The sequence below is a fragment of the Paracoccus sp. L-17 genome (assembly GCF_056857655.1).
Window position 1 is genome coordinate 272,858 of the sequence record NZ_JBSXNM010000044.1, and the last position, 24,480, is coordinate 297,337.

The 24,480-nt window shown below is 65.5% G+C and carries 19 protein-coding genes, 1 tRNA gene and 1 riboswitch; of the genes, 9 read left to right on the forward strand and 11 right to left on the reverse strand.

Going from position 1 to position 24,480, the window contains the following annotated elements; genetic code table 11:
- Positions 1-46 precede the first annotated feature (46 nt).
- A complete protein-coding gene (locus tag AC13CR_RS15710; RefSeq protein ID WP_292953004.1) occupies positions 47-2,200 on the forward strand; it encodes a malate synthase G in 2,154 nt (717 codons plus the stop codon).
- A gap of 316 nt (positions 2,201-2,516) precedes the next feature.
- Here AC13CR_RS15710 and uvrC read toward each other — a convergent pair whose 3' ends face one another.
- The 5 genes from uvrC to AC13CR_RS15735 all read right to left on the reverse strand — a co-directional run bounded on the left by uvrC (position 2,517) and on the right by AC13CR_RS15735 (position 8,347).
- Complete coding sequence (gene uvrC / locus AC13CR_RS15715) at positions 2,517-4,367, reverse strand: excinuclease ABC subunit UvrC (protein ID WP_446233840.1); 1,851 nt, start codon at positions 4,365-4,367, stop codon at positions 2,517-2,519.
- Between the two features lie 294 nt (positions 4,368-4,661).
- Positions 4,662-5,435 carry an SDR family oxidoreductase gene (locus AC13CR_RS15720; protein WP_292953001.1) on the reverse strand — a complete coding sequence of 258 codons (774 nt, stop codon included), beginning with the start codon at positions 5,433-5,435 and terminating at the stop codon, positions 4,662-4,664.
- Positions 5,432-6,358 carry a calcium/sodium antiporter gene (locus AC13CR_RS15725; RefSeq protein ID WP_292952999.1) on the reverse strand — a complete coding sequence of 309 codons (927 nt, stop codon included), beginning with the start codon at positions 6,356-6,358 and terminating at the stop codon, positions 5,432-5,434. The genes AC13CR_RS15720 and AC13CR_RS15725 overlap by 4 nt, the downstream gene beginning before the upstream one ends.
- A gap of 105 nt (positions 6,359-6,463) precedes the next feature.
- Entirely contained in the window at positions 6,464-7,276 is an 813-nt protein-coding gene (locus tag AC13CR_RS15730; protein ID WP_292952997.1) for a S49 family peptidase, read from the reverse strand.
- A 45-nt stretch (positions 7,277-7,321) separates the two neighbouring features.
- On the reverse strand, positions 7,322-8,347 hold the full coding sequence (locus tag AC13CR_RS15735; protein ID WP_293013330.1) for a LacI family DNA-binding transcriptional regulator: 1,026 nt from the start codon (positions 8,345-8,347) through the stop codon (positions 7,322-7,324).
- A 106-nt stretch (positions 8,348-8,453) separates the two neighbouring features.
- On the opposite strand from AC13CR_RS15735, the gene AC13CR_RS15740 reads away from it, so the two are divergent.
- Positions 8,454-8,530, forward strand: a tRNA-Arg gene (locus AC13CR_RS15740).
- A 17-nt stretch (positions 8,531-8,547) separates the two neighbouring features.
- Here AC13CR_RS15740 and tdh read toward each other — a convergent pair.
- Both tdh and AC13CR_RS15750 read right to left on the reverse strand, forming a co-directional pair.
- On the reverse strand, positions 8,548-9,579 hold the full coding sequence (tdh, locus tag AC13CR_RS15745; RefSeq protein ID WP_292951022.1) for an L-threonine 3-dehydrogenase: 1,032 nt from the start codon (positions 9,577-9,579) through the stop codon (positions 8,548-8,550).
- Between the two features lie 8 nt (positions 9,580-9,587).
- On the reverse strand, positions 9,588-10,772 hold the full coding sequence (locus AC13CR_RS15750; RefSeq protein ID WP_292951006.1) for a glycine C-acetyltransferase: 1,185 nt from the start codon (positions 10,770-10,772) through the stop codon (positions 9,588-9,590).
- 208 nt (positions 10,773-10,980) lie between these two features.
- Positions 10,981-11,166: riboswitch (cobalamin riboswitch) on the forward strand.
- Positions 11,167-11,257: 91 nt separating this feature from the next.
- Between AC13CR_RS15750 and nrdH the strand changes: the two genes are divergently transcribed.
- The 6 genes from nrdH (at position 11,258) to AC13CR_RS15780 (ending at position 18,381) form a co-directional block, all read left to right on the forward strand.
- A complete protein-coding gene (gene nrdH / locus AC13CR_RS15755) occupies positions 11,258-11,479 on the forward strand; it encodes a glutaredoxin-like protein NrdH (RefSeq protein WP_292951004.1) in 222 nt (73 codons plus the stop codon).
- Between the two features lie 7 nt (positions 11,480-11,486).
- Complete coding sequence (gene nrdI / locus AC13CR_RS15760; protein WP_292951002.1) at positions 11,487-11,900, forward strand: class Ib ribonucleoside-diphosphate reductase assembly flavoprotein NrdI; 414 nt, start codon at positions 11,487-11,489, stop codon at positions 11,898-11,900.
- Entirely contained in the window at positions 11,885-14,008 is a 2,124-nt protein-coding gene (gene nrdE, locus AC13CR_RS15765) for a class 1b ribonucleoside-diphosphate reductase subunit alpha (RefSeq protein WP_292978356.1), read from the forward strand. The genes nrdI and nrdE overlap by 16 nt, the downstream gene beginning before the upstream one ends.
- 53 nt (positions 14,009-14,061) lie before the next feature.
- Positions 14,062-15,033 carry a class 1b ribonucleoside-diphosphate reductase subunit beta gene (gene nrdF, locus AC13CR_RS15770; RefSeq protein ID WP_292954182.1) on the forward strand — a complete coding sequence of 324 codons (972 nt, stop codon included), beginning with the start codon at positions 14,062-14,064 and terminating at the stop codon, positions 15,031-15,033.
- A gap of 123 nt (positions 15,034-15,156) precedes the next feature.
- Positions 15,157-16,272, forward strand: coding sequence for a zinc-binding dehydrogenase (locus AC13CR_RS15775; RefSeq protein WP_292954185.1), 1,116 nt, complete (start codon positions 15,157-15,159; stop codon positions 16,270-16,272).
- A 177-nt stretch (positions 16,273-16,449) separates the two neighbouring features.
- A complete protein-coding gene (locus AC13CR_RS15780; protein ID WP_292954188.1) occupies positions 16,450-18,381 on the forward strand; it encodes a DEAD/DEAH box helicase in 1,932 nt (643 codons plus the stop codon).
- Between the two features lie 73 nt (positions 18,382-18,454).
- Here the strand turns inward: AC13CR_RS15780 and AC13CR_RS15785 are convergent, their stop codons facing one another.
- The 4 genes from AC13CR_RS15785 to AC13CR_RS15800 are packed head-to-tail and all read right to left on the reverse strand — an operon-like array spanning position 18,455 to position 22,604.
- Positions 18,455-19,261 carry an IclR family transcriptional regulator gene (locus AC13CR_RS15785; RefSeq protein WP_292954190.1) on the reverse strand — a complete coding sequence of 269 codons (807 nt, stop codon included), beginning with the start codon at positions 19,259-19,261 and terminating at the stop codon, positions 18,455-18,457.
- A gap of 10 nt (positions 19,262-19,271) precedes the next feature.
- Positions 19,272-20,630 (reverse strand): TRAP transporter large permease, encoded by a 1,359-nt coding sequence (locus tag AC13CR_RS15790; RefSeq protein ID WP_482900876.1) that lies wholly within the window; start codon positions 20,628-20,630, stop codon positions 19,272-19,274.
- Positions 20,631-20,639: 9 nt separating this feature from the next.
- Positions 20,640-21,308, reverse strand: coding sequence for a TRAP transporter small permease (locus tag AC13CR_RS15795; protein ID WP_292954196.1), 669 nt, complete (start codon positions 21,306-21,308; stop codon positions 20,640-20,642).
- Positions 21,309-21,365: 57 nt separating this feature from the next.
- Positions 21,366-22,604: a TRAP transporter substrate-binding protein gene (locus AC13CR_RS15800; RefSeq protein ID WP_292954199.1), complete on the reverse strand. Its 1,239-nt coding sequence runs from the start codon at positions 22,602-22,604 to the stop codon at positions 21,366-21,368.
- A gap of 130 nt (positions 22,605-22,734) precedes the next feature.
- On the opposite strand from AC13CR_RS15800, the gene AC13CR_RS15805 reads away from it, so the two are divergent.
- The gene (locus AC13CR_RS15805) at positions 22,735-24,324 is read left to right on the forward strand and encodes a GMC family oxidoreductase (protein ID WP_292954202.1); all 1,590 of its coding nucleotides are present in this window, start codon (positions 22,735-22,737) and stop codon (positions 24,322-24,324) included.
- The last annotated feature ends 156 nt before the right edge of the window (positions 24,325-24,480 follow it).

Consider the following 24,480-nt stretch of genomic DNA (forward strand, 5'->3'; position numbering starts at 1 on the left):
GCCGCGCCGCGGCCGCGACCGGCACCGCAGCTACAGGAGGATGACCATGCCCGCCCAGCCTATCCAGCGACACGGACTTGAAATCGATGCGACTTTCGCGACCTTCATCGAGGACGAGGTCCTGCCCGGCACCGGGGTCGATGCCGATCGCTTCTGGTCCGGATATGCAGGGCTGCTGGCGGATTTCGCCGACGAGAACAGCGCGCTGCTGGCCCGGCGTACCGAATTGCAGTCGCAGATCGACGCCTGGCACAAGGCGCGCGGCAACCAGCCCTGGGACGCCGCGGCCTATCGCGAATTCCTGACCCGCATCGGCTATCTGGTGCCGCAGCCCGAACCCTTCACCGTCGAGAATGGCGAGGTCGATCCCGAAATCGCCAGCATTGCCGGTCCGCAGCTGGTCGTGCCGGTCAGCAATGCCCGTTTCGCGCTGAATGCGGCCAATGCCCGCTGGGGATCGCTTTACGATGCGCTTTACGGATCGGACGCGATGGGGCCGCCGCCATCGGACGGATTCGACCCGGCGCGGCGCGATGCCGTCGTGGCGCGTGTCGCCGGATTCCTGGACGACACCTTTCCGCTGGCCAGGGGCGGTCATTCCGACGCCACCGGCTATCGCGCGGATCAGGATGGGCTGCATGTGTCGATCGAGGGGACCGAGGTCGCGCTGGCCAACCCTTCGGCCTTTGTCGGCACCCGGTCCGAGGGCCAGGATACCGCCTTCGTTCTGGTCCATCACGGGCTTCATGTGGAACTGGTCGTGAACCCGAAAAGCCCAATCGGGTCGGCCTCGGCGTCCGGGCTGAGCGACGTGGTCTTGGAGGCGGCGCTGACCGCGATCGAGGATTGCGAGGACAGCGTTGCCGCGGTCGATGCCGAGGACAAGATCGTCGTTTATCGCAACTGGCTGGGCCTGATGAAGGGCGACCTTTCCGAAACCTTCGAAAAGGGCGGCAGGCAGATGACACGCCGCCTGGCCCCCGACCGGCAGATCACCCGGCCCGATGGCAGCACCCTGACGCTGCCCGGCCGCGCCCTGTTGCTGGTGCGCAATGTCGGTCTGCTGATGACGACGGATGTGATCAGGCTGAACGGTCGGGAAACGCCCGAGGGCCTTCTGGACGCGATGGTGACGGTGGCCTGCGCGATCCACGACCTGAAGCGCGACAAGGGTCTGGGCAACAGCCGCGCCGGTGCGATCTATGTGGTCAAGCCCAAGCTGCACGGCCCCGACGAGGCCGCCTTCACTGATCGCACCTTTGCCCGCGTCGAGCAGGTGCTGGGTCTGCCCGCGAACACGGTCAAGCTGGGCCTGATGGACGAGGAACGCCGCACCAGCGCCAATCTGGCCGCCTGCATTCATGCCATCCGCAACCGCGTCGTGTTCATCAATACCGGCTTCCTCGACCGCACGGGGGACGAGATCCATACCTCGATGCAGGCCGGTGCCTTCGTCGGGCGCGACGGAATGAAATCGTCCGACTGGCTTGATGTCTATGAACAGGGCAATGTCCTGATCGGGCTGGCTTGCGGACTGCGCGGCAAGGGTCAGATCGGCAAGGGCATGTGGGCCAAGCCCGATGCCATGGCCGAGATGCTGGAGACCAAGATCGGTCATCCCCGGTCCGGCGCGAATACCGCCTGGGTGCCCAGCCCGACCGCCGCGACGCTGCACGCGCTGCATTATCATCAGGTCGATGTCGCCGCGCGGCAGGCGGACCTGTCCGGCAGCGCCATGCCCGATCTGGACCGGCTGCTGACGCCCGCGCTGATGGATGGCGCACCCGCCGGCCGGGACCAGATCCTGCGCGAGGTGGAAAATTCCTGCCAGGGGATTCTGGGCTATGTCGTCCGCTGGGTCGATCAGGGGATCGGCTGTTCCAAGGTGCCCGACATCAACGACGTGCAGTTGATGGAGGATCGCGCCACCTGCCGGATCAGCGCCCAATACATGGCCAACTGGCTGGAACAGGGGCTGATCTCGCGCGATGAGGTCGAGGACGCGCTGCGCCGCATGGCCGCCAAGGTCGACCGGCAGAACGCGGGTGACCCGGCCTATGTCCCCATGGCGCCGGATTTCGACGGCCCGGCGTTCGAGGCGGCGCGCGATCTGATCTTCGGCGGTGCCGAAAGCCCTTCGGGCTATACCGAACCGGCGCTTCATGCCCGCCGCAAGCAGGCCAAGGCATTGCGGCGCTGAGCCCGCGACGCCTTGGCGATGAGCCCGGGAATGGCCGATTCCCGGGCAGGACGGAACGGCGGACCCAGGCACCGCAAGGCGGGTGCCTGCGGTTGCGCCAGGGAACCCGCCAAGCGGCCTTCGCCGCTCACCCTCACGCTGCGAGCCCCTGACCAGCCGTCAATAGCCGTGCTGCAACATTTGACAACGATATTCACATCGATCCTGTCGAAACAGACAGGGCCGCGGTCGCTGTCAGAACCCTGGCCGTTCCAGTGCGGCCTCCGACCGGTTCACGGCGTGGACGCCACCCTACGTGGCGAGGGTCGTCGGACGATCAGCCGCGCGTGTGGAAATGGTCATAGACCTTCTGCGCCATTGCGGCCGAGATCCCCTCGACCGCCCGCAGATCGGCCAGGCCCGCGCGGCTGACGGCCTTGGCGCTGCCGAAATGCGCCAGCAGCGCGCGCTTGCGCGCGGCGCCGATGCCGGCGATTTCGTCCAGCGGATTGGCCATGACCGATTTCGCGCGCCGCGCGCGGTGGGTGCCAATGGCCCAGCGATGCGCCTCGTCGCGCAGGCGTTGCACGAAATAGAGCACCGGGTCGTTCATGCGCAGCGCAAAGGGACGTTGGTTCGGGCGGTGAAATTCCTCTTTCCCGTGCTCGCGGTCCACGCCCTTGGCGACGCCGATGACCGGAATATCCTCGACGCCCAGATCGGCCAGAATCCCATCGACGGCACTGACCTGTCCGGCGCCGCCGTCGATCAGCAGAAGATCGGGCCAGGCCTCGGTCTGCCGGTCGGGGTCTTCTTTCAGCAGGCGGGTGAATCGTCGTGTCAGCACCTCGCGCATCATGCCGAAATCGTCGCCCGGGGTGATCTCGGTCCCCTTGATGTTGAACTTGCGATACTGGTTCTTGATGAAGCCGTCGGGACCGGCGACGATCATGCCGCCGACGGCATTCGTCCCCATGATGTGGCTGTTGTCATAAACCTCGATCCGGCGCGGGGTCGCAGGCAGATCGAAGGCCTTGGCGACGCCTTCCAGCAGTTTCGCCTGCGCCGCGCTTTCCGACATGCGCCGGCCCAGGCTTTCGCGGGCATTGCGCAGGGCATTTGTCACAAGCTCGAACTTCTCGCCCCGCAGGGGAACCGCGATCTCGACCTTGCGGCCGGCGCGTTCGGCCATGACTTCGGCGGTCAGGTCGGGATCTTCGGGCGCGTGGGACAGCAGGATCTGGCGCGGCGGGGGCTTGTCGTCGTAGAATTGCAGCAGGAACGCCTGCATCACCTCGTCCGGGCTTTCGGCGCCGCCCAGTCGGGGATAGAAATCGCGGTTGCCCCAGCTTTGATTGCCGCGGATGAAGAAGACCTGGATGCAGGCCTGACCGCCTTCCATGTGCAGCGCAACGATATCGGCCTCGGCCACGCCCTTGGGGTTGATGGCCTGGACCGACTGCACGGCGGTCAGTGCCTTGATCCGGTCGCGCAAGGCGGCGGCGCGTTCGTATTCCATCGCCTCGGCCGCCTGCGCCATCTCGGCCGCAAGCTGGGTCTGGATCGCGGTGGTCTTGCCTTGCAGGAAAAGCTCGGCATCCCGCACCAGCCCGTTATAGTCGTCCCGATCGATACGGCCGACACAGGGCGCGCTGCACCGCTTGATCTGGAACAGCAGGCAGGGGCGGGTGCGGCTTTCGAAGACGGAATCGGTGCAGTTGCGCAGCAGGAAGACGCGCTGCAACTGGGTCAGGGTCCGGTTCACCGCGCCGGCGCTGGCGAAGGGTCCGTAGTAATCGCCCTTTTCGGACTTGGCGCCGCGATGTTTCTTGATCTGGGGGAAGTCGTGGCTTTTGGCGACAAGGATGTTGGGAAAGGATTTGTCGTCGCGCAGCAGCACGTTGTAGCGCGGTTTCAACTGCTTGATGAGGTTCTGTTCCAGCAGCAGCGCCTCGGTCTCGGTGCGCGTGGTCAGGAACATCATCGAATGGGTGTCGCGGATCATCCGCGCGATCCGCCCCGAATGACCCGAGGGGCGGGCATAGTTCGAGACACGCGCCTTCAGGTCGCGCGCCTTGCCGACATACAGGACTGCGCCCTGCCCATCCAGCATCCGGTAGACGCCGGGACTGGAATCAAGCGTGCGAAGATAATCCTGGATCAGAACGTGGCCGGTTTTCTGGCTCATGGCGTAAAGAAAGTGATTCCGTCACCCGGCTGCAAGTTTCAATCGGCGATTGCAAGGGCGAACCCGTCCACCATTCCTGTGGATAAGGCTGTGAGTGGAGGCGGCGCCAGCAGGCGTCGGACCAGCATTTATTGCAGTTTGGTAACTTTGCCGAAAGTTTGGGCAGCGGATGGGGGCATTGAAAAACAACGATATTTTCTTTTGACTGCGATCGAAACCCGAAACATTGTGAGTTTTCGGGCGGTTCGCCCAAGATTTGAAGGCAAGGTGCACAAATGGACCGGTGTGGCGCATTCAGCCGGCCTGGACATCGGGCGTCTGCCAGGCCAGATGTTGGCCGCCATCCACGCAGATCAGTTGTCCCGTGACCGCCTTCGCATCGAGAAGATAGCCCAGAGCGGCGACGATATCGTCAGGTTCGGCCCCTCGCCGCAGGATCGTGGCATCGCGCTGAGCCGCGAATTCGGTCGCGGACTGATGCGCCCCGACCAGGGTCGGGCCGGGGCCGATGGCGTTCACGCGGATATGCGGCGAAAGCGCCTGCGCGGCGGTGCGGGTCAGCGCCCACAATCCGGCCTTCGACAGTGAATAGGTCATGAAATCGGGCGTGGGCTTCAGCACCCGCTGATCGACCATGTTGACGATCAGCGCCTGCGCCACGGGCTCGCCGCGGTCGTCGGGAAGGGCGGCCGGGGCCTGCGCGGCGAAAGCCTGGATCAACTGGAACGGCGCCCGCAGGTTCGATCCCAGATGTCGGTCCCAACCTGCCATCGTGGCGCTGTGGATGGTGTCGTGCCGGAAGATCGAGGCATTGTTGACCAGCACCGCAAGCGGCCCCATCGCGGCCGCAATCCGCGGAATCAGATCGGCGGCCGCGTCCGGATCCAGCAGATCGGCGCCGAAACAGCGCGCCTCGACGCCGAAGGCGCGGGCCCGGGATGCGGTGTCACGGGCCTCGTCTTCCGAACGGTTGTAGTGGATCGCGACATCATGGCCGCGGCTTGCCAGCGACAGCGCCATGGAACGGCCCAGACGCCGCGCGGCGCCGGTGATCAGCGCGACGCTCATAGCAGGATCACGACATATGCGGCATAGGCCGCCAGAAAGCCCGCGCCGACAAGCCTGCCGATCGGGATGGCGCGGAACAGGAACGGTCCCATCAGCAAGGCTGCGGCCAGCATCACCCACAGATCGAGCTGCAGCATCTGCGCCGGAACCGGCAGCGGCTTCACCAGCGCGGTGATTCCGAGGATCGCGAGAATGTTGAACAGGTTCGAACCGACGACATTGCCAAGCGCCATGTCCGCGCGCCCGCGCATCGCCGCGGCGACCGAAGCCGACAATTCCGGCAGCGAGGTGCCGATGGCAACCAGCGTCAGGCCGATCACCGCCTCGCTGATGCCGAAAAGCCGTGCGATATCGCCCGCGCCGCCGACCAGCAGATGCGCGCCCGCCGGCAGCGCGATCAGCCCGCCCACCAGCCACAGCACGATCCGGCGCCAGCGCGCGCCCGGCTCGACGCCCTCCAGATCTTCCGCCTTTTCGGTCGATCCCGCGCTGAGCTGGCGCCAAAGCACCAGGATCAGCGCAATCAGCAGCACGGCCCCCTCGATCCGGCCGATCTCGCCGGTGAAGGCCAGCACGATCAGCAACAGGGACGCGCCGATCATCATCGTCCAGCTTTCGCGCAGATCGTGGCCGCGGGTCGGAATGCCCGAGATCAGCGCCGCCGCCCCGAGGATCACCAGCACGTTGGCGATGTTCGAGCCCACGACATTGCCCATCGCGATATCGGTCGATCCGCCAAGCGCCGCCGAGAGCGACACGATCAGTTCGGGGGCCGAGGTGCCGAAGGCCACGACGGTCAGGCCCACGACCAGCGGCGTGATCCCCAGCCGCAGCGCAAGGTTGACCGCCCCCTTGACCAGCAGGTCGCCGCCGAGGACCAGCAGTGCCAGCCCGCCCAGAACCAGAGCGATGTCAACGATCACGAGGCTTGATCCCGAGCAACCTGAACAGGAATTTGCGAAAGCCCGGCCCGCTGACCAGCGCCAGCGCCATCATGACCAGCAGAAACACGATGACCAGCTTGACCATCAGCCGCCGGTCCCGAAACGCTGGAACGCCGCCGTTTCCGCGGCCGCGTCGAAAACCGCTTCGGCCGACAGGCCCAGGCGGCGGAACAGCGATTGTTTCGGCGTGTGGACGGAAAAGCGGGTCTTGTCGCCGAACAGCGCCTTCATCTTGGGCACCAGATGCGCGATCCCGTCAGCCAGGCCCAGATCGACCGCCTCGCGCCCGGCCCAGAATTCACCGGTGAACAGATCGCGCCCATCGGCCAGTTTCGAGCCGCGCCGTGCGGTGACATGGGCCTTGAACGCCGCGTGAATCGGCTCCAGCACCTTGTGCAGACGGGCGACATCCTCGGGCTTTTCCGGGCGGAACGGGTCCAGGGTCGATTTCGATTGGCCCGCGGTGTGCACGCGACGCTCGATCCCCCAGCGGTCGATCAGATCGTGAAAGCCGAACCCGGCAGAGATCACGCCGATCGAGCCAAGGACCGAGCTGTCATCGGCCCAGATCCGGTCGCCCGCGCAGGCCAGCCAATATCCGCCCGAGGCCGCGACATCCTCGACGAAGGCATGGACCGGGGTTCCGGTTTCCTCCGACAGACGCCGGATGCGCGCGGCGATCAGCGATGATTGCACCGGCGAGCCACCGGGCGAATTGATGGACAGGGCCACCGCGACCGGCTTGCCCTTGCGAAAGGCGCGTTCGATCACCGGGGCAAGCGCCGCGTCGTTCAGGCCGCCGCCGCCGCGCCCGGCCATGCCGATGGCGCCGTGCAGGCGAACGACCGAAACGCGCGGTCCGCGATGGATCAGGCGGCTGAGAAACGGAACATGCATGAGGCCCGACATAATGGCGCCGCGTTCCCGCCACAAGCGGCAGGATCAGGACAGCGTGTCGCGGATGGTCTGGCCGGGCATGAAGGTCGGGACCATCTCGACGATGCGGTTTTCGGGCAGGGCATCCTTGCCGGCGACCAGCCTGGCGGCGCGGCGCCCGATTTCGACCCGTCTCGCATCGGTCGTGGTCAGCCTGACCGGCAGCCCATCCAGCAGATCGACGCCATTGAAGCCGGCCAGCCCGATCCGATTGGGGATGTCGTAATTCCGGTCCAGGCAGTAAAGCAGGCCGCCCGCGCCGATCATGTCGTTGGAATAATAAAGGAAATCCAGATTCGGCGCGCGGGTCAGGATCCGTTCGGTCAGTTCACGCCCCTTCAGCAGCGACGATCCGCCCTGATAATATTCCCGCGCCTCCAGCGGAACGCCCGCCGCCGCCAGCCCCTCTTCGAAACCGACCAGCCTTTTGCGGGCGCGGTGATCCTCGGGCATGTGGGTGCCCACGAAACCGATCCGGCGATAGCCCGCGGCCACGATCCGCCGGGCCATTTCCCGGCCTGCGCGCTTGTGCGAGATGCCGACGATCGTGTCGATGCCGTCGCCGTCGGTATCCATGATCTCGACCACCGGGATGCCGGAACTGGTCAGCATGGCACGTGCCGCGGCGCTGTGTTCCAGCCCCGCGAGGATCACGCCCGAGGGCCGCCAGGACAGCATGTCGTAGAGCACCATTTCCTCGCGCGCGGGCGAATAATTGGTCACCCCGATCACGGGTTGCAGTCCGGTATCGTCAAGCTCGGCCGAGATGCCGCCCAGCACATCGGGAAAGACGAGGTTCGACAGCGACGGGATGACCACCGCGACCAGATTGACGCGCTGGCTGGCCAGCCCGCCGGCAATCTTGTTGGGCACGTATCCCAGCGTCTTCGCGGCGGTCAGCACCTTTTCGCGCGTCGCGGCGGAAACGTCGCCGCGATTGCGCAGCACCCGGCTGACCGTCATCTCCGAGACCCCCGATGCCTCGGACACGTCGCGCAGGGTCAGGGGGCGTCGTGGGCGAAGGGTCGTCATGGCGGCGCTGTTCCGGGCGACAGGGATGATCGGGAATGTTAGCGGACGACTCGTGCCCCGACAACCTTGCCAAGGCGCCCTCATGCGGTCAAAAGGGCTGCACGGCGGCCCCGTGGCTCAACTGGATAGAGCAGCCCCCTCCTAAGGGGCAGGTTGCAGGTTCGAATCCTGCCGGGGTCACCAGCGATTTCCGACAGGTTTCAGCCCTGCCCCCAATCCAGCACGACCTTGCCGGATTCGCCCGATCGCATCGCCGCGAACCCGGTCTCGAAATCGTCGATCGGCAGGCGGTGGGTGATCAGCGGCGCAAGATCCAAGCCGGCCTGGACCAGCCCGATCATCTTGTACCAGGTCTCGTACATCTCGCGGCCATAGATGCCTTTCAGGTTCAGCATCTTGAAGATCACCTTGTTCCAGTCGATCTCGAACCCGGTCGGCGCGATGCCCAGGATCGCGATCTTGCCGCCATTGTTCATCACGTCGATCATCTGCCGGAAGGCCGGGGCCGCGCCCGACATTTCCAGGCCGATATCGAATCCCTCGGTCATGCCCAGCCCGGCCATCACCTTGCGCAGATCCTCGCGGGACGGGTCGATCGCCTGATCCAGCCCCATCCTGCGGGCAAGATCCAGCCGGGATGGATTGATGTCGGTGATGACGACCTTGCGGGCGCCCGCCCGCCGCGCCACCAGCGCCCCCATGATCCCGATCGGGCCCGCGCCCGTGACCAGCACGTCCTCGCCCACGCAATCGAAGCTGAGCGCGGTGTGAACGGCATTGCCGAATGGGTCGAAGATCGCCGCGATCTCGTCGGGGATGTCGTCGGGTATCGGCACCACGTTGCTTTCGGGCAGGCACAGATATTCGGCGAAGGATCCCGCCCGCTGCACGCCCACCCCCAGCGTGTTGCGACACAGATGCCCGCGTCCGGCGCGGCAATTGCGGCAGGCCCCGCAGGTGATGTGCCCCTCTCCCGAAACGCGCTGGCCGGGGCGGAAGCCTGTCACCGCGCTGCCGGTATCGGCGATCACGCCGGAAAATTCATGGCCGGTGACCAGCGGCACGGGAACGGTCTGCGCCGCCCAGGCATCCCAGTTCCAGATATGCACGTCGGTGCCGCAGATCGCGCTTTTGCCGACGCGGATCAGCACCTCGCCGGGACCGGGTTCGGGGACCGGCACCTGTTCCATCCACAATCCCGGTTCGGGCCGCGCCTTGACCAGCGCCTTCATCATGTTGCTCATCGGATCACCTTCAGGTCGCGGCCGGTCGCGATGAAGGCCGCGATGGCCCGGTCCAGGTCCGCCTTGCCGTGGGCAGCCGACATCTGGGTGCGGATGCGCGCCTGCCCGCGCGGCACGACGGGAAACGAGAAGGCGGTGACATAGACCCCGCGGCGCATCATCGCCGCCGCGAATTCGCCCGCCAGATGCGCCTCGCCCAGCATGACCGGGATGATCGGATGGCCGGCCCCGGCCAGCGTGAACCCGGCCGCCCCCATCTCGGCCCGGAAACGTTCGGCGTTGCCGTTCAGGCGCGCGCGCAGATCCTCGCCCGCCTCGATCAGATCCAGTGCCGTCAGCGAGGCCCCCGCAATCACCGGCGCCAGCGTGTTCGAAAACAGATAGGGCCGAGAGCGTTGCCGCAACATCTGGATCACCGGCGCAGGCCCCGCGACATAGCCGCCCGAAGCGCCGCCAAGCGCCTTGCCCAGCGTGCCGGTCAGGATCGCCACCCGGTCCGCGACCCCGTGCAGCGCCGGCGTGCCGCGCCCGCCGGGCCCGGTCAGCCCGACCGCGTGGCTGTCATCGACCACGACCGTTGCGTCATGGCGTTCGGCCAGATCGCAGATCGCGGGCAGATCGGCGATCACGCCATCCATCGAAAACACGCCGTCGGTGACGATCACCCGGTTGCGGGCATCGCCGGCCTCGATCAGCCGCGCTTCCAGTCCGGCCATGTCGTTGTTGGCATAGCGCAGCCGGCGCGCCTTGCACAGCCGGACCCCGTCGATGATCGAGGCATGGTTCAGCGCGTCCGAGATGATCGCGTCCTCGGGCCCGAGGATCGTCTCGAACAGGCCGGTATTGGCGTCGAAACACGAGGAATAGAGGATCGCGTCCTCGGCCCCCAGAAAAGCCGCGATGCGCGATTCCAGTGCCTTGTGTTCCTCTTGCGTGCCACAGATGAAGCGGACCGAGGCCATGCCGTAGCCATAGCGGTCCAGCGCCGCATGGCCGGCGGCGATCAACTCGGGATGGTCGGCCAGGCCCAGGTAATTGTTGGCGCAGAAATTCAGCACGGTGCGGCCGGCCCCGACCTCGATCCGGCCCGACTGCATCGAGGTGATGACGCGCTCGTCCTTGAAAAGCCCGTCCTTGCGGATCTGGTCCAGTTCGGCGGTCAGACGATCGGTCAGGGTCATGTCGCGCTTCCTTCGGCCAAGGCGCCGTTCTGCGCCCGGTGATCCGGGCATTGTCGTGCGGATGCCTAGCGCGAAAAGTCGAGATTTGCCATATAGGCCGGAATTGCCGAAAGCCCGGCGACGCCGCGGCCTGATCGCTGCCCCGGAGGTCAGGAATTTATTTTCCATCGGATCCACACAAGATATTGACGCCCCGGCCCCGGACATGGCTAAGTGATGTGGCTATGGTGTCCCTGACTCGCGTCAGGGGTGAAAAGGGAAGCCGGTGAAAGTCCTGCGCTGCCCCCGCAACTGTAAGCGGCCTGCACGGCTGATGATGCCACTGGAGCGATCCGGGAAGGCCAGTCGGGCGAAAGCCGCAAGCCAGGAGACCTGCCATGGCGACGACAACGACACCGGACGGTGGGTCCGGCGGCGTAGGTCCGGCCATGCGCCCTGCCTGCCCGTCACTCTCGGTCCGGAAAACAGGAACAGAGGGCAAGACCATGACCATCACCGTTTATTCCAAACCCGCCTGCGTGCAATGCACCGCCACGACCCGCGCGCTGGATGCGCGGGGGCTGGATTACAGCGTCATCGACCTGACCGAGGACGAGGATGCGATGCAGCGCGTTACCGCACTTGGCTATCGTCAAGCGCCGGTGGTGATCGCGGGCGAGGATCACTGGGCGGGCTTCCGGCCCGACATGATCGGCCGCCTGTCCTGAGGCGCAGGTGGCCGGGCTGGTCTATTATTCCTCGGCCTCGGGCAATACCGCGCGGTTCGTTGCCGGGCTGGGGCTGGCGGCGGAACGTATCCCGATCCGTCCGGACAGCGACATGCCCGCCCCGGCCCGGCCCTATGTCCTGATCTGCCCGACTTTCGCGGATGGCGAGGGGCGGGGCGCGGTGCCCAGGCAGGTGATCCGCTTTCTGAACGATCCGGGCCGCCGCGCGGGCCTGCGCGGCGTCATCGGCGCGGGCAATCGCAATTTCGGCGCAACATTCGCCCTGGCGGCCCGCGTCATCTCGGAGAAATGCCAGGTTCCGGTGCTGTATCGATTCGAGCTGGCGGGAACCGAAACCGATCTGATCCGCGTCCGCGCGGGGCTGGACAACATCATGGGACTGGAATGCTTGACACCGTAAAACCCGATCTCGACTATCATGCGCTGAACGCGATGCTGAATCTGTATGACGCGGACGGGCGGATCCGGTTCGAGGCCGACCGCATGGCCGCGCGGCAATATTTCCTGCAGCATGTGAACCAGAACACGGTCTTCTTTCATTCGCTGGACGAAAAGCTGGGCTATCTGGTCGATGAGGGCTATTACGAAGCCGCCGTGCTGGACCGGTATTCCCGCGATTTCCAGCGCGCGATCTGGGACGCCGCCTATGCGCGCAAGTTCCGCTTTCCGACCTTTCTGGGCGCGTTGAAATACTACACCAGCTACACGCTGAAGACCCGCGACGGGCAGCGCTATCTGGAACGCTACGAGGATCGCGTGGTGATGGTCGCGCTGACCCTGGCGCGGGGGGACGAGGCGCTGGCCATGCGCTTCATGGACGAAATGCTGTCAGGCCGGTTCCAGCCCGCCACGCCGACTTTCCTGAACGCCGGCAAGGCGTCGCGGGGCGAGCTGATCTCGTGTTTTCTGCTGCGGGTCGAGGACAACATGGAATCCATCGGCCGCGCGATCAATTCCTCGCTGCAACTCAGCAAGCGCGGCGGCGGCGTGGCGCTGATGCTGACCAATATCCGCGAATCCGGCGCGCCGATCAAGGGCATCGAGAACCAGTCCTCGGGCATCATTCCGGTGATGAAGCTGCTGGAGGACAGTTTCAGCTATGCCAACCAGCTTGGCGCGCGGCAGGGCGCGGGCGCGGTCTATCTGAACGCGCATCACCCCGACATCCTGCGCTTCCTGGACACCAAACGCGAAAATGCGGATGAGAAGATCCGCATCAAGACGCTGTCCCTGGGCGTGGTGATCCCCGACATCACATTCGATCTGGCCAAGCGCAACGAGGATATGTATCTGTTCTCTCCCCACGACATCCAGCGGGTCTATGGCGTGCCCTTCTCGGACATTCCGGTGACGCAGAAATATACCGAGATGGTGGACGACAGGCGCATCCGAAAGACAAAGATCAACGCCCGCGAATTCTTTCAGACGCTGGCCGAGATCCAGTTCGAGAGCGGCTATCCCTATATCATGTTCGAGGACAGCGTGAACCGCGCCAACCCCATCCACGGGCGCATCACCATGTCCAATCTGTGCAGCGAGATCCTGCAGGTGAACGAGGCGTCGCAGTTCAACGAGGATCTGTCCTACGCGCATCTGGGAACCGACATTTCCTGCAACCTGGGCAGCCTGAATATCGCCAAAACGATGGACGGCCCCGATTTCGGCGGCACCGTCGAGGCCGCAATCCGCGCGCTGACCGCGGTCAGCGAGATGTCGGCCATCGACGCCGTGCCCTCGATCCGGCGCGGCAATGACGAGGCCCATGCCGTCGGTCTGGGCCAGATGAACCTGCACGGGTATCTGGCGCGCGAGCATATCCACTATGGCAGTCCCGAAGGGATCGAGTTCACCAGTGTCTATTTCGCCGCGATTGCCTATCACGCGATCCGGGCCTCGAACCTGCTGGCGCGGGAAAAGGCTGCCACGTTCCGCGATTTCGACAAGTCCAGCTATGCCGACGGGTCGTTCTTCGACAAATATACCGGCCGCGACTGGCTGCCCGTCCTGCCCGAGGTGACGCGGCTATTCGCCGACATCACCCTGCCCACGCGTGCGGATTGGGCGGCGCTGAAGGCCCGGGTGATGGAACACGGGCTCTATAACCGCAATCTTCAGGCAGTTCCGCCCACCGGCTCGATCAGCTATATCAACAACGCCACCTCATCGATCCATCCGATCGTCTCGAAGATCGAGATCCGCAAGGAAGGCAAGATCGGCCGCGTCTATTACCCGGCCGCCTACATGTCGAACGAGAATCTCGACTTCTATCGCGACGCCTATGAAATCGGACCCATGGCGATCATCGACACCTATGCGGCGGCGACCGAACATGTCGATCAGGGCCTGTCGCTGACCCTGTTCTTCCCCGCCGAGGCGACGACGCGCGACATCAACCGCGCCCAGATCCACGCCTGGAAGAAGGGGATCAAGACGATCTACTACATCAGGCTGCGGCAGGCCGCGCTGGAAGGAACCGAGGTCGAGGGATGCGTGTCCTGCACCCTCTAGGCCGCGCTGTCCCGCGGATATCCGACGAACAAACCAGGAAAGGGTCTTTCGCCATGAAGGATCAGACGATCACGCCGGTGCAGCGCGCGGTGAACTGGAACCGGCTTCAGGACGACAAGGATCTGGAGGTCTGGAACCGGCTGACGATGAATTTCTGGCTGCCCGAAAAGGTGCCGCTGTCCAACGATGTGCAAGGCTGGGCCACGCTGCGTCCCGAGGAACGGCAACTGACCATCCGCGTCTTCACCGGGCTGACCCTGCTGGACACGGTGCAGAACAGCATCGGCGCCCCCGCGATGATGGCCGATGCGATCACCCCGCACGAAGAGGCGGTCCTGTCCAACATCGCCTTCATGGAGGCGGTTCACGCGCGGTCCTATTCCTCGATCTTCTCGACCCTGTGTTCGACCAGGGAGGTGGACGAAGCCTTCCGCTGGTCCGAAGACAATCCCCAGCTTCAGCGCAAGGCGCGGTTGGTGCTGGATGAATACGCGGCCGGCTCGGATCCGCTGCGGCGCAAGATCGCCAGCGTGTTTCTGGAAAGTTTCCTGTTCTATTCCGGCTTCTATCTGCCGATGTACTGGTCCAGCCGCGCCAAGCTGACCAATACCGCCGACCTGATCCGCCTGATCATCCGCGACGAGGCCGTGCATGGCTATTATATCGGCTACAAGTATCAGCGCGGGCTGGAACGGCTTGGCCAGGGCGAACGCGCGGCGCTGAAGGACTTTGCCTTCTCGCTGATGTTCGATCTCTACGATATCGAGGCGAAATATACCGCCGATCTCTATGACGGAATCGGGCTGACCGAGGACGTGAAGGCGTTTTTGCACTACAACGCCAACAAGGCCCTGCAGAATCTGGGCTACGAGGCGCTGTTTCCGCCCGCCGCCTGCGAGGTCAACCCGGCCATCATGGCCGCCCTGTCGCCCGACAGCGAGAACCACGATTTCTTTTCGGGGTCGGGATCGTCCTATGTGATCGGCAAGGCCATCGCCACCGAGGACGAGGACTGGGATTTCTAGGCGGGCGACCGGCGGCAGCCGAACCGGACCGGCGATTGCCGTCGGCCGGCCCAAGCGCGCCGCCTTTCACCGCCCTGCCGCCGGTGCTAGGCTTTCATTGCCAGGCATGCAGGCGAGGACATGATGAGCCACAGCAACCTTGAACTCAGATCGACCGTCACCTCCGACGGCACCCTCAGGATCACGCTCGATCCCGTTCCCGTCCGCGCGCCCGAGGCCGGCGAATTGCTGGTCCGCCTCGAGGCCGCGCCGATCAATCCATCCGATCTTGGCCTGCTCTATGGCCCGGCCGACATGCAGACCCTGACGGTCGAGGGCTCGGGCGAGGCGCGCGCGCTGACCGCGAAAATTCCCCAGGCTGCGATGGCGCCGCTGGCGGCACGGTTCGACCAGTCGATGCCGGTCGGCAACGAGGGCGCGGGACTGGTGATCGAGGCCGGTCCCGACCTTGGGGATATGGTCGGCAAGCGCGTCGCGATGATCGGCGGGGCGATGTATGCGCAGCTGCGGCTGATCCGGGCCGAATCCTGCATTGTGCTGCCCGAGGGTGCGACCTCCGCCCAAGGCGCCTCGTTGTTCGTCAATCCGCTGACCGCACTGGGATTTACCGAGACCATGCGGGCCGAAGGGCACAGCGCAATCGTTCACGCGCCCGGCGCGTCGAATCTGGGTCAGATGCTGGTGCGCATCTGCCAGGAGGACGGGATCGGTCTGGTCAGCATCGTGCGCAGCCGGCAGCAGGCGGATCTGCTGCGCGAGATCGGCGCCACACATGTGGTGGACAGCAGCGCCGATGATTTCCGGCAGCAACTGGAACAGGCGATTGCCGAGACCGGGGCCACGATCGGCTTTGACGCGATCGGGGGGGGCGAGATGACCAGCATGATGCTGAACGCGATGGAGGCCGTCGCGGTCCGGTCCATGGACAGCTACAACCGCTATGGTTCGCAGTCCGCGAAACGGGTCTATATCTATGGCGCGCTGGATACCGGGCCCACGATCCTCAAGCGCGGTTTCGGCTTTGCCTGGAATATCGGCGGCTGGCTTCTGTTCAACTTTCTCGGCAATGCCGATCCCTCGGTCGCCGCGCGGATGCGCCAGCGTGTCGTTGACGGGATGAAGACCACCTTTGCCAGCCACTACACGGCCGAGATCGGTCTGGACGATCTGTTGAAGCCCGAGATCGCCGAAGCCACGCAGCGCAAGGCGACGGGCGAGAAATACCTGGTCGTTCCCTGACGGCGCCGCCATGGCGGCGCAGACCCGGCCGACCGATGCCCGAAACCGGAACCGGCTTTGACTCTGCGCTCGGGCGGGGATAGTCAGCCGGATCGGCTGTCCTGCAGCGCGGGCAGGGGGCCCGGGCAAGGGTCCGGGCCGTTCCATCGGCCGCAAGGGCCCTTTCAGGCGAAACAGATGACACAGAACAATATCGCAGCGCCGCTGGCCGCGGCTCTGGCCGAGCGGGGCTATGACACCCTGACAGCGGTGCAGCAGGCCGTGCTGAACCCGGATGCGAAGGGACGCGACCTGCTGGTCTCGGCGCAGACCGGTTCGGGCAAGACCGTGGCCTTCGGAATCGCCGCGGCGCCCGATCTGCTGGATGGCGCGGACAGGCTGCCCGAGGATTCCGGTCCGCTGGCGCTGGCCATCGCGCCGACGCGCGAACTGGCGCTTCAGGTCGCGGCGGAACTGGGCTGGCTCTATGCGGCGACGGGCGCGCGGATCGCGACCTGCGTCGGCGGCATGGATTACCGGACCGAGCGTCGGGCCCTGGCTCAGGGGGCGCAGATCGTGGTCGGCACGCCGGGCCGCCTGCGCGATCATCTGGAACGTGGCAGCCTCGATCTGTCGGGTCTGCGCGTCGCGGTGCTGGACGAGGCCGACGAGATGCTGGATCTGGGCTTTCGCGAGGATCTGGAATTCATCCTGCAATCCGCCGCCGACAGCCGCCGCACGCTGATGTTCTCGGCCACCGTTCCCGCCGCGATCGAGAAACTGGCCCGCGATTTCCAGCGTGACAGCCTGCGCATCGCCGCGATGGGCGAGGCGCGCCAGCACGGCGACATCGCCTATCGCGCGCTGTCGGTCGCCGTTCGCGACCGCGAGAACGCGATCTTCAACCTGCTGCGCTTCTACGAGGCGCGGACCGCCATCGTCTTCTGCAAGACGCGGGCCAATGTGAACCACCTGCTGGCGCGGATGGGCAATCGCGGCTTTCGCGTGGTGGCGCTGTCGGGCGAATTGTCCCAGCAGGAACGCACCCACGCCCTGCAAGCTTTGCGCGACGGTCGGGCACGGGTCTGCATCGCCACGGATGTCGCCGCGCGCGGCATCGACCTGCCGGGGCTGGAACTGGTCATCCATGCCGATCTGCCCACCAATTCCGAAACGCTGCTGCACCGCTCGGGGCGAACCGGGCGTGCCGGGGCCAAGGGGGTTTCGGCGCTTGTCGTCAGCCCGTCGGAATACCGAAAGGCGCAGCGGCTGTTGCAGGGCGCGAAAGTCACCGCCGAATGGGGCAAGGCACCTTCTGCCGAAGAGGTCGGCTACCGCGACGACCAGCGGATGATGGATCACCCGGCGCTGACCGCCCCGCTGGATGATATGGGCGTGGCACAGGATTTGCTGGCGCGGGTCGGCCCCGAACGGATCGCCGCCGCCTTCGTGCAATTGTGGCGCGAGGGCCGGCCGCCGCCCGAAGTCCTGTCCGACGTGCCGCAGCCCGCGCAAGCTGCGCCGCGCGCGCCGCGCGATTTCGGCGCCGCCGTCTGGTTCGCGCTGTCGGTCGGCCATAGCGGACGGGCCGAGGCGCGCTGGCTTCTGCCCAAGATCTGCGAGTCCGGCGGCATCACCCGCGACGCGATCGGCGCGATTCGGGTGCGCGAGCATGAAACCCATGTCCAGATCGCCATCGCCGAGGCCCCCCGCTTCGGCGAAACGACCGAGATCGAACCGGGCCTGACCATGCGCCGGCTTCAGGGCGAGCCGGGACCGGAACGCGCGGCGGTGAAATCGCCCGGATCGGCCCGTCCCGCGCGCGCGCCGCAACCCGAGGGCACGCCCGGATCAAGGCCCGCAGCCCCGGTTCGTGCCGCGGCGAAACCCGCCCCGGCAGGCAAGCGCGCCGAGGCCGACGCGCCCGCCAAGGCCCGGGCGAAACCGCGCTGGAGCGCGGCCGACAAGGCCGCGAGGGCAAGGAAGGAGGCCTCGGCGCAGTCCGCCCGCGAAGCCGGGTCGGAGACTGCCAAGGGCAAGACGAAGACGGGCGCCAAGGCCAGGTCGCGGCCCTTCGCGTCGAAGCCGCCCCGGTCCGGGCAGGCCGCTTCCGGTCGTCGCAAGGGCTGAACGGCGGGGGACCGGCCCCGCACGGTTCGCCAGCGGGACGAGGGCGCGGGCACGGGTTCGGCGCCGAAAGGGGTTACAGCGTGTCGGCCAGATCGCGTGCGGTCTGTTTCAGCAGCGGCAGATGTTGGCGCGCGGCGTCCAGCGTCAGGCGCTGGACCGGTGCGTGAAAGGACAGCGTGCCGAAAACCCGGTCCAGATGGTCGCGGATCGGCACCGCCAGGGCGATCATGCCTTCGACCATCTCCTGATCGTCCTCGCCATGGCCGCGCTCGCGCGTCAGCGCGATCTCGTCCGCCAGGGCGAGGGGCGTGGTGATGGAGTGGGGCGTCCGGGCGGCCAGGGTCAGCCGGCCCAGCAACCGCGTGAACTGCGCCGGGGGCAGGGTGGACAGGTAGGTCTTGCCCGCCGATGTGCAATGCAGCGGCACACGGGTGCCGATGGGCAGGCGGATGCGCAGCGGCCAGTGGGTCTCGACCCGGTCCACATAGACCATGGCGTCGCCATCGGGCATCGAGATGTTGCAGGTCTCGCCAATGGCCTCGGCCAGCCCTTTCAGTATCGCCATGCGTTCGCGGCGCAGGCCCGGCCCGCTGAACGTGTTGGCGGCCAGACGGCGCAGCAGATGCCCCGCGACATAGCCGCGCCCACCCAGATCGCGCATCAGCCAGCCATCATGTTCCAGGGTCTGCAACAGCCGGTGGATGGTGGGTTTGGGCAGATCCAGTGCCTCGCCCAGTTCGGCGGCCGAAACCGGGGCCGCGGCCTCGGCCACGGTTTTCAGGATATAGAGCGGGCGCAGGTTGTTCTGCGGCGCCTTGTCGCCGCCCGTCTCTGCAACCTTGCCCGCGCTGTCCATGTCGCCCGCCCGCATTCGCGCCATATCCGGTCCTTCACCGCGACGGCAGCAGGATCGTGGCCAGCGACGGCGTGACAGCCACGATGATCCAGACACTCAGCAGCGCCGCAAGGTAATACAGCGCATAGCGCAGCAGCCGCATGTAGGGAACCCCGGTCACGCTGGAGGCGACATAGAGGTTCAGCCCGTAGGGCGGGGTCACGAACCCGATCGAGGCGCCGACCAGGAAGATCACCGCGAAATGGACCGGATCCATGCCGTTGGCGGCGGCCAGGGGCGCGAGGATCGGCGCCAGGATGATCGTGACCGGCAGGCTTTCCAGCACCATCCCCGCGACGAAGATGATCGCCATCGAGGCGGCCAGCATGACCCAGTATCCGCCCAGGCCAGAGACCCATTGTCCGATTGCCTCCTGCGCGCCCAGCAGCGACAGGATCTGCTGCATCACCACCGAGATCCCGATCAGTGGCGCAAGGATGCCCGTGATCTGCGCCGAACGCATCGTCACCGAGGGCAGGTCGCGGATGCGGAAACCCTCGACCAGGATGCTGGCGGCATAGGTCCGGGGCCGGCCGTGCTCATCCATGCCGGATGCGACCAGCGGAAACAGCCAGCGGCTGAGGACGCCCACGATCACGCAGAATCCCACGGTGACGGCGGCGGCCTCGGTGGGCGAGAACTTGCCCGTATAGATGCCCCACAGCACCATCCCGATGGCGAAGAAGCCCAGCCAGGCACCGAACGCGGTGCGCAGCACGCGGCCCATGTCGAAGGGGATGATGTGGCCCCAGCCATGGATGCGCGACATGAGCCAGCAGACGAACTGCATCGCCAAGACCATCATCACGCCGGGAATGATCCCCGCCACGAAAAGGTCCGAGATCGGCAGGTTCATCAGGAAGCCATAGACGATGAAGATGATCGAGGGCGGGATGATGATCCCCACCGTGCCGCCGGCTGCGGCAGTAGCGGCGGCGAAGCGCGTGTCATAGCCGCCCTTCACCATCTCGGGATGCATCATCGAGCCGATCGTGGCCGTGGTGGCGGAATTCGACCCCGAGATCGCCGCGAACAACCCGCAGGCCCCGATCGAGGCCATCGCCAGGCCACCGCGCAGCCAGCCCAGAACCGCATAGGCGAAATCCGACAGGCGACGGGCGATGCCGGCCTTGTTGATCAGGTCGCCGGTCAGGATGAACAGCGGCATGGCCAGCAGCGCGAACCCGTTCGAGAAGGCATAGGTCAGCGCCGCGCCGATATTGTCGAAGGTCAGGCCCAGCACGATCGAACAGCCGATGACCCAATAGGCGATGACCAGAAAGACCGGCACGCCCAGCATGAACAGGCCGGTGACGGCCAGCGAAATCAGGGTGATCCAGAACGGGTCTGTCATGATGGCCTCTCAGGTATCGCCCAGGGTTGTCATCTCGATCAGCGGCGCGTTCTCGCGGAAGCGGCGCAGATCCTCGATCATGTTCTCGACCGCGCGGGCGGCAAGGATGGTGAAGGAGACCGGAACCAGGATCACGAACCACCAGACCATCACATTGTCGGTCCCGAGCAGGATCTGGAAATTCGAGGCCGAATTGGCCGCCAGCCGCAGCGTCGTGGTGACGGCGATCCAGGACATGCCCAGCCACAGCACGCCGTCCAGCAGCAGGCAGGCCAGTTGCCCCGCGCGCGGCAGCCGCGTGCGGAATTCGGCAAAGGACAGATGCGCGCGCAGCTTGACATTGAAGGCGCAGCCGAACCAGGTCAGCAGCAGGAACAGATAGGGCGGCAAGGTCGTGGACCACGGCTCTTGCAGGTTCAGTGTGAAGCGGCGGATCACCTCGATGAAGATGATCGCGGCGATGGCCAGATAGACGATGACCATCAGCGCCCGTTCGAGATGCCGGTCCAGCAGCGGCACCAGCTTGAACAGCGCAAGGATCAGGGCGCCGCCGCCGACCATCACGATCAGTCCGACGGCCCATCCCGCGGGTTCTCCAAGCGCGGTATTGATTTCCCAGCTGTCGCGCGACGCCAGCGCAGACAGGATCGCACCGAATTCGGCGACGAAACGTTCCATCTTTCCGATCTCCCCCCGGAATTGCGGCACCCGAGAAACGGATGCCGCGCTGGCGGTTCAGGCCGAGCGCCACCAGCGGCGCGGCTCGACATTTTCGGGCTTGGTGTCGGCCGGGATCTCGCGCGCGATGCGATAGATCTCGTCATAGGTGTCGATGCCGCCCGACCACTGCATCAGGCGCTCGCGCCATTGGCTCCATGGATCGGGATTGAATTCGGGCGAACACATCTCTTCGGCCTTCTTCAGTTCCTCGTCCGACAGGAAGGCGGTGCGCACGTTGTTTTCGGCGAAGATCGTGTCGGGCAATTGCGGGTCCGAGAAGCCGACCGTCTTGATCAATGCCGCCTCGTTCGCGGCCTGCGACTGAACCTGGGCCAGATAGGCCGATTCCATCACCGCGTCCTGCAAGGGACCGTCGAGGCTGTCGAAAACCTTGGACGACATCCCGCAATGTTCGTTGCCAGAGAAGAATCGCAGATCGACCGACTGGCTGACCACCGGCGCCATGTTGGCGTAGGCCACGGCCGAGGCCCAGGTTTCGGCGCCGTCGATCAGGCCCTGTTTCAGCCCGTCGATGGTTTCCTCCCAGGCGACCGGCACCGGGTTGAGGTTCATCAGCTGCATCGCGATCCGGCCAAGCTGGGTGCCGGTGACGCGGTTCTTGGTGCCGGCAAGCTGGTCGATGCTGGTGACCAGATCCCGGTCCTTCCATTTCAGGCCCAGCTGGATGCCGCGCAGTTCGCAATGGGTGAACAGGAACTTGATCCCGTGGCGCTTTTCCAGCGGATCGCGCAGGATGCGCTGGCTTTCGGGGCTGTAGAAGAAATGATACTGCGAGGCCCGGTTGGGGAACATGTAGGCGAAGTCCAGCACGTTGTAATAGGGCGCCACGCCGGCCGAATTCTGGGTCGAGGCGGCGAAGAAATCCACCACGCCAAGCTGGGTCTTCTCGACGCAATCAAGCTGGCCGCAGATCTGGTTGTCGCCGATGAATTCGATCCGGATCTCGCCATCGGTGCGCTCTTCCAGGTCGCGGGCGAATTGCAGAAAGCCCGCGCGCTCGATCAGCAGGTTGCGGGCATTGAAACCCGAGGCCCCCATCTTGAACGTGTGCTTGGCCTCTTTCGAGAATCGCTTGTCATAGGTCGATTCCGCCGCGCGGGCCAGTTCGGCCGTGCTCAGCAAACCCGCCGCCCCGGTCAGTGCCATTGCCGTCGAGGTCATCCCGAACCGGCCGGCAACGCGCAGGATATCACGCCGCGAGACGCCACGAATCGTGTCGATTCTTCCCGTCATCACATTCCTCCTCCCTAAAGATGCGATTTTTGAGACTTGTGGTATCATTTCTAATCATATAGGTTTCAATTGCAAGCCAAAATTTCAGGGCCGGCCGATCAGGCCATGCGCAGCTTCGGGAGGGGGAAAATTGCAGACCGATTATCTTGTCGTCGGCGCCGGATCTGCCGGCTGCGCCATCGCCAACCGCCTGTCGGCCGATCCGGGCGTCACCGTCACCCTGCTGGAGGCCGGTTCCTGGGACTGGAATCCGTGGATTCACATTCCGGTCGGCTATTTCAAGACAATGAACAACCCGTCGGTGGACTGGTGCTACCGGACCGAGCCGGATCCCGGCCTGAACGGCCGGCGGCTGGAATGGCCGCGCGGCAAGGTGATGGGCGGATCGTCGTCGCTGAACGGGCTTCTTTATGTGCGCGGACAGCCGCAGGATTACGACCGCTGGGCACAGATGGGCTTTTCCGGCTGGTCCTGGGACGATGTGCTGCCACTGTTCAAGCGGGCCGAGAACCAGGAACGCGGCGCCGATGATTATCACGGCGCGGGCGGGCCGCTGAACGTGTCGGACATGCGCCTGTCGCGGGCGATCTGCGATGCCTGGGTCACGGCGGCGCAGGCGGCGGGATTTCCGTTCAACCCCGATTACAACGGCGCCGCGCAGGAAGGCGTGGGCTATTTCCAGCTGACCACCCGCAAGGGCCGGCGCTGCTCGGCCGCCGTGGCCTATATCCATCCGATCCGCAAGCGCCCCAATCTGCGCATCATCACCCGCGCCGCGACCCGTCGCGTGGTGATAGAGGACGGGCGCGCGGTGGCGGTCGAATATGCCGACCGCTCGGGCAAGACGCAGCGCATCGAGGTGAAGGGCGAGGTGATCCTGTCCGCCGGCGCCATCGGCAGCCCGCAGATCCTGATGCTTTCGGGCGTGGGCGAAGCCGCGCATCTGGCCGAACACGGCATTCCCGTCGCCGCCGATCTGCCGGGCGTGGGACAGGGCCTTCAGGACCATCTTCAGGCCCGGCTGATCTATACCTGCAATGAACCCACGCTGAACGACGAGGTTCGCAAGCTGTGGCAACAGGCCCGAATCGCGCTGAAATACGCCATGTTCCGCGCCGGCCCGATGAGCATGGCGGCCAGCCTCGCCACCGGGTTCATGCGCACCAACGATCGCGTCGCGACCCCCGATATCCAGTTCCATGTCCAGCCCTGGTCCGCCGACAGTCCGTCCCAGGGCGTGCATCCGTTTTCGGCCTTCACCATGTCGGTCTGCCAGTTGCGCCCCGAAAGTCGCGGCAGCATCCGGCTGAAATCGGCCGATCCGTCGGTCTATCCCGCCATTCACCCGAATTACCTGGCGACCGAAACCGATTGCCAAACCATCGTCGACGGGGTCAGGATCGCCCGCCGGATCGCCGCAGAGCGCCCGCTGTCGGGCAAGATCACCGGCGAGATGCGCCCCGGCCCCGAGGTCCGGGACGATGCCGCGCTGCTGGACTGGGTGCGCAATTCGGCCACGACGATCTTTCATCCGACCGGCACCGCCGCGATGGGGCCGGTGCTGGACGACCGTCTGCGGGTCAAGGGCATTCGCGGCCTGCGCGTCGCCGATTGCTCGATCATGCCCGAGATCGTCTCGGGCAACACCAATGCCCCCGCGATCATGATCGGCGAAAAGGCCGCCGATCTCCTGCGCGAGGATCGCAGGCGCGGGGCCTGACCACAATCTCCGGGAAAGGGAGTTTTGAGCCATGAGGATGACGACTGAAGAGGCGTTTGTCAAGGTTTTGCAGTTGCATGGGATCGAGCATGCTTTTGGGATCATCGGTTCTGCGATGATGCCTGTGAGCGATCTTTTTCCGCGGGCCGGGATCAC

Bases quoted from the DNA above. Each gene is read 5' to 3' on its own strand.
- tdh (WP_292951022.1), bottom strand. From the start codon at position 9,579: ATGAAGGCGCTGGTCAAGGCGCGGCCCGAACCGGGATTGTGGATGGAA.
- AC13CR_RS15750 (WP_292951006.1), bottom strand. From the start codon at position 10,772: ATGACCCTGACCGATCGTCTGACCGCCGAACTGGACCAGATCCGCAAG.
- AC13CR_RS15720 (WP_292953001.1), bottom strand. From the start codon at position 5,435: ATGAGCGTCGCGCTGATCACCGGCGCCGCGCGGCGTCTGGGCCGTTCC.
- nrdF (WP_292954182.1), top strand. From the start codon at position 14,062: ATGAAGGATCAGACGATCACGCCGGTGCAGCGCGCGGTGAACTGGAAC.
- AC13CR_RS15795 (WP_292954196.1), bottom strand. From the start codon at position 21,308: ATGGAACGTTTCGTCGCCGAATTCGGTGCGATCCTGTCTGCGCTGGCG.
- AC13CR_RS15730 (WP_292952997.1), bottom strand. From the start codon at position 7,276: ATGCATGTTCCGTTTCTCAGCCGCCTGATCCATCGCGGACCGCGCGTT.
- AC13CR_RS15790 (WP_482900876.1), bottom strand. From the start codon at position 20,630: ATGACAGACCCGTTCTGGATCACCCTGATTTCGCTGGCCGTCACCGGC.
- nrdH (WP_292951004.1), top strand. From the start codon at position 11,258: ATGACCATCACCGTTTATTCCAAACCCGCCTGCGTGCAATGCACCGCC.
- AC13CR_RS15785 (WP_292954190.1), bottom strand. From the start codon at position 19,261: ATGGCGCGAATGCGGGCGGGCGACATGGACAGCGCGGGCAAGGTTGCA.
- AC13CR_RS15800 (WP_292954199.1), bottom strand. From the start codon at position 22,604: ATGACGGGAAGAATCGACACGATTCGTGGCGTCTCGCGGCGTGATATC.
- AC13CR_RS15735 (WP_293013330.1), bottom strand. From the start codon at position 8,347: ATGACGACCCTTCGCCCACGACGCCCCCTGACCCTGCGCGACGTGTCC.
- AC13CR_RS15775 (WP_292954185.1), top strand. From the start codon at position 15,157: ATGAGCCACAGCAACCTTGAACTCAGATCGACCGTCACCTCCGACGGC.
- AC13CR_RS15710 (WP_292953004.1), top strand. From the start codon at position 47: ATGCCCGCCCAGCCTATCCAGCGACACGGACTTGAAATCGATGCGACT.
- AC13CR_RS15780 (WP_292954188.1), top strand. From the start codon at position 16,450: ATGACACAGAACAATATCGCAGCGCCGCTGGCCGCGGCTCTGGCCGAG.
- uvrC (WP_446233840.1), bottom strand. From the start codon at position 4,367: ATGAGCCAGAAAACCGGCCACGTTCTGATCCAGGATTATCTTCGCACG.
- nrdE (WP_292978356.1), top strand. From the start codon at position 11,885: ATGCTTGACACCGTAAAACCCGATCTCGACTATCATGCGCTGAACGCG.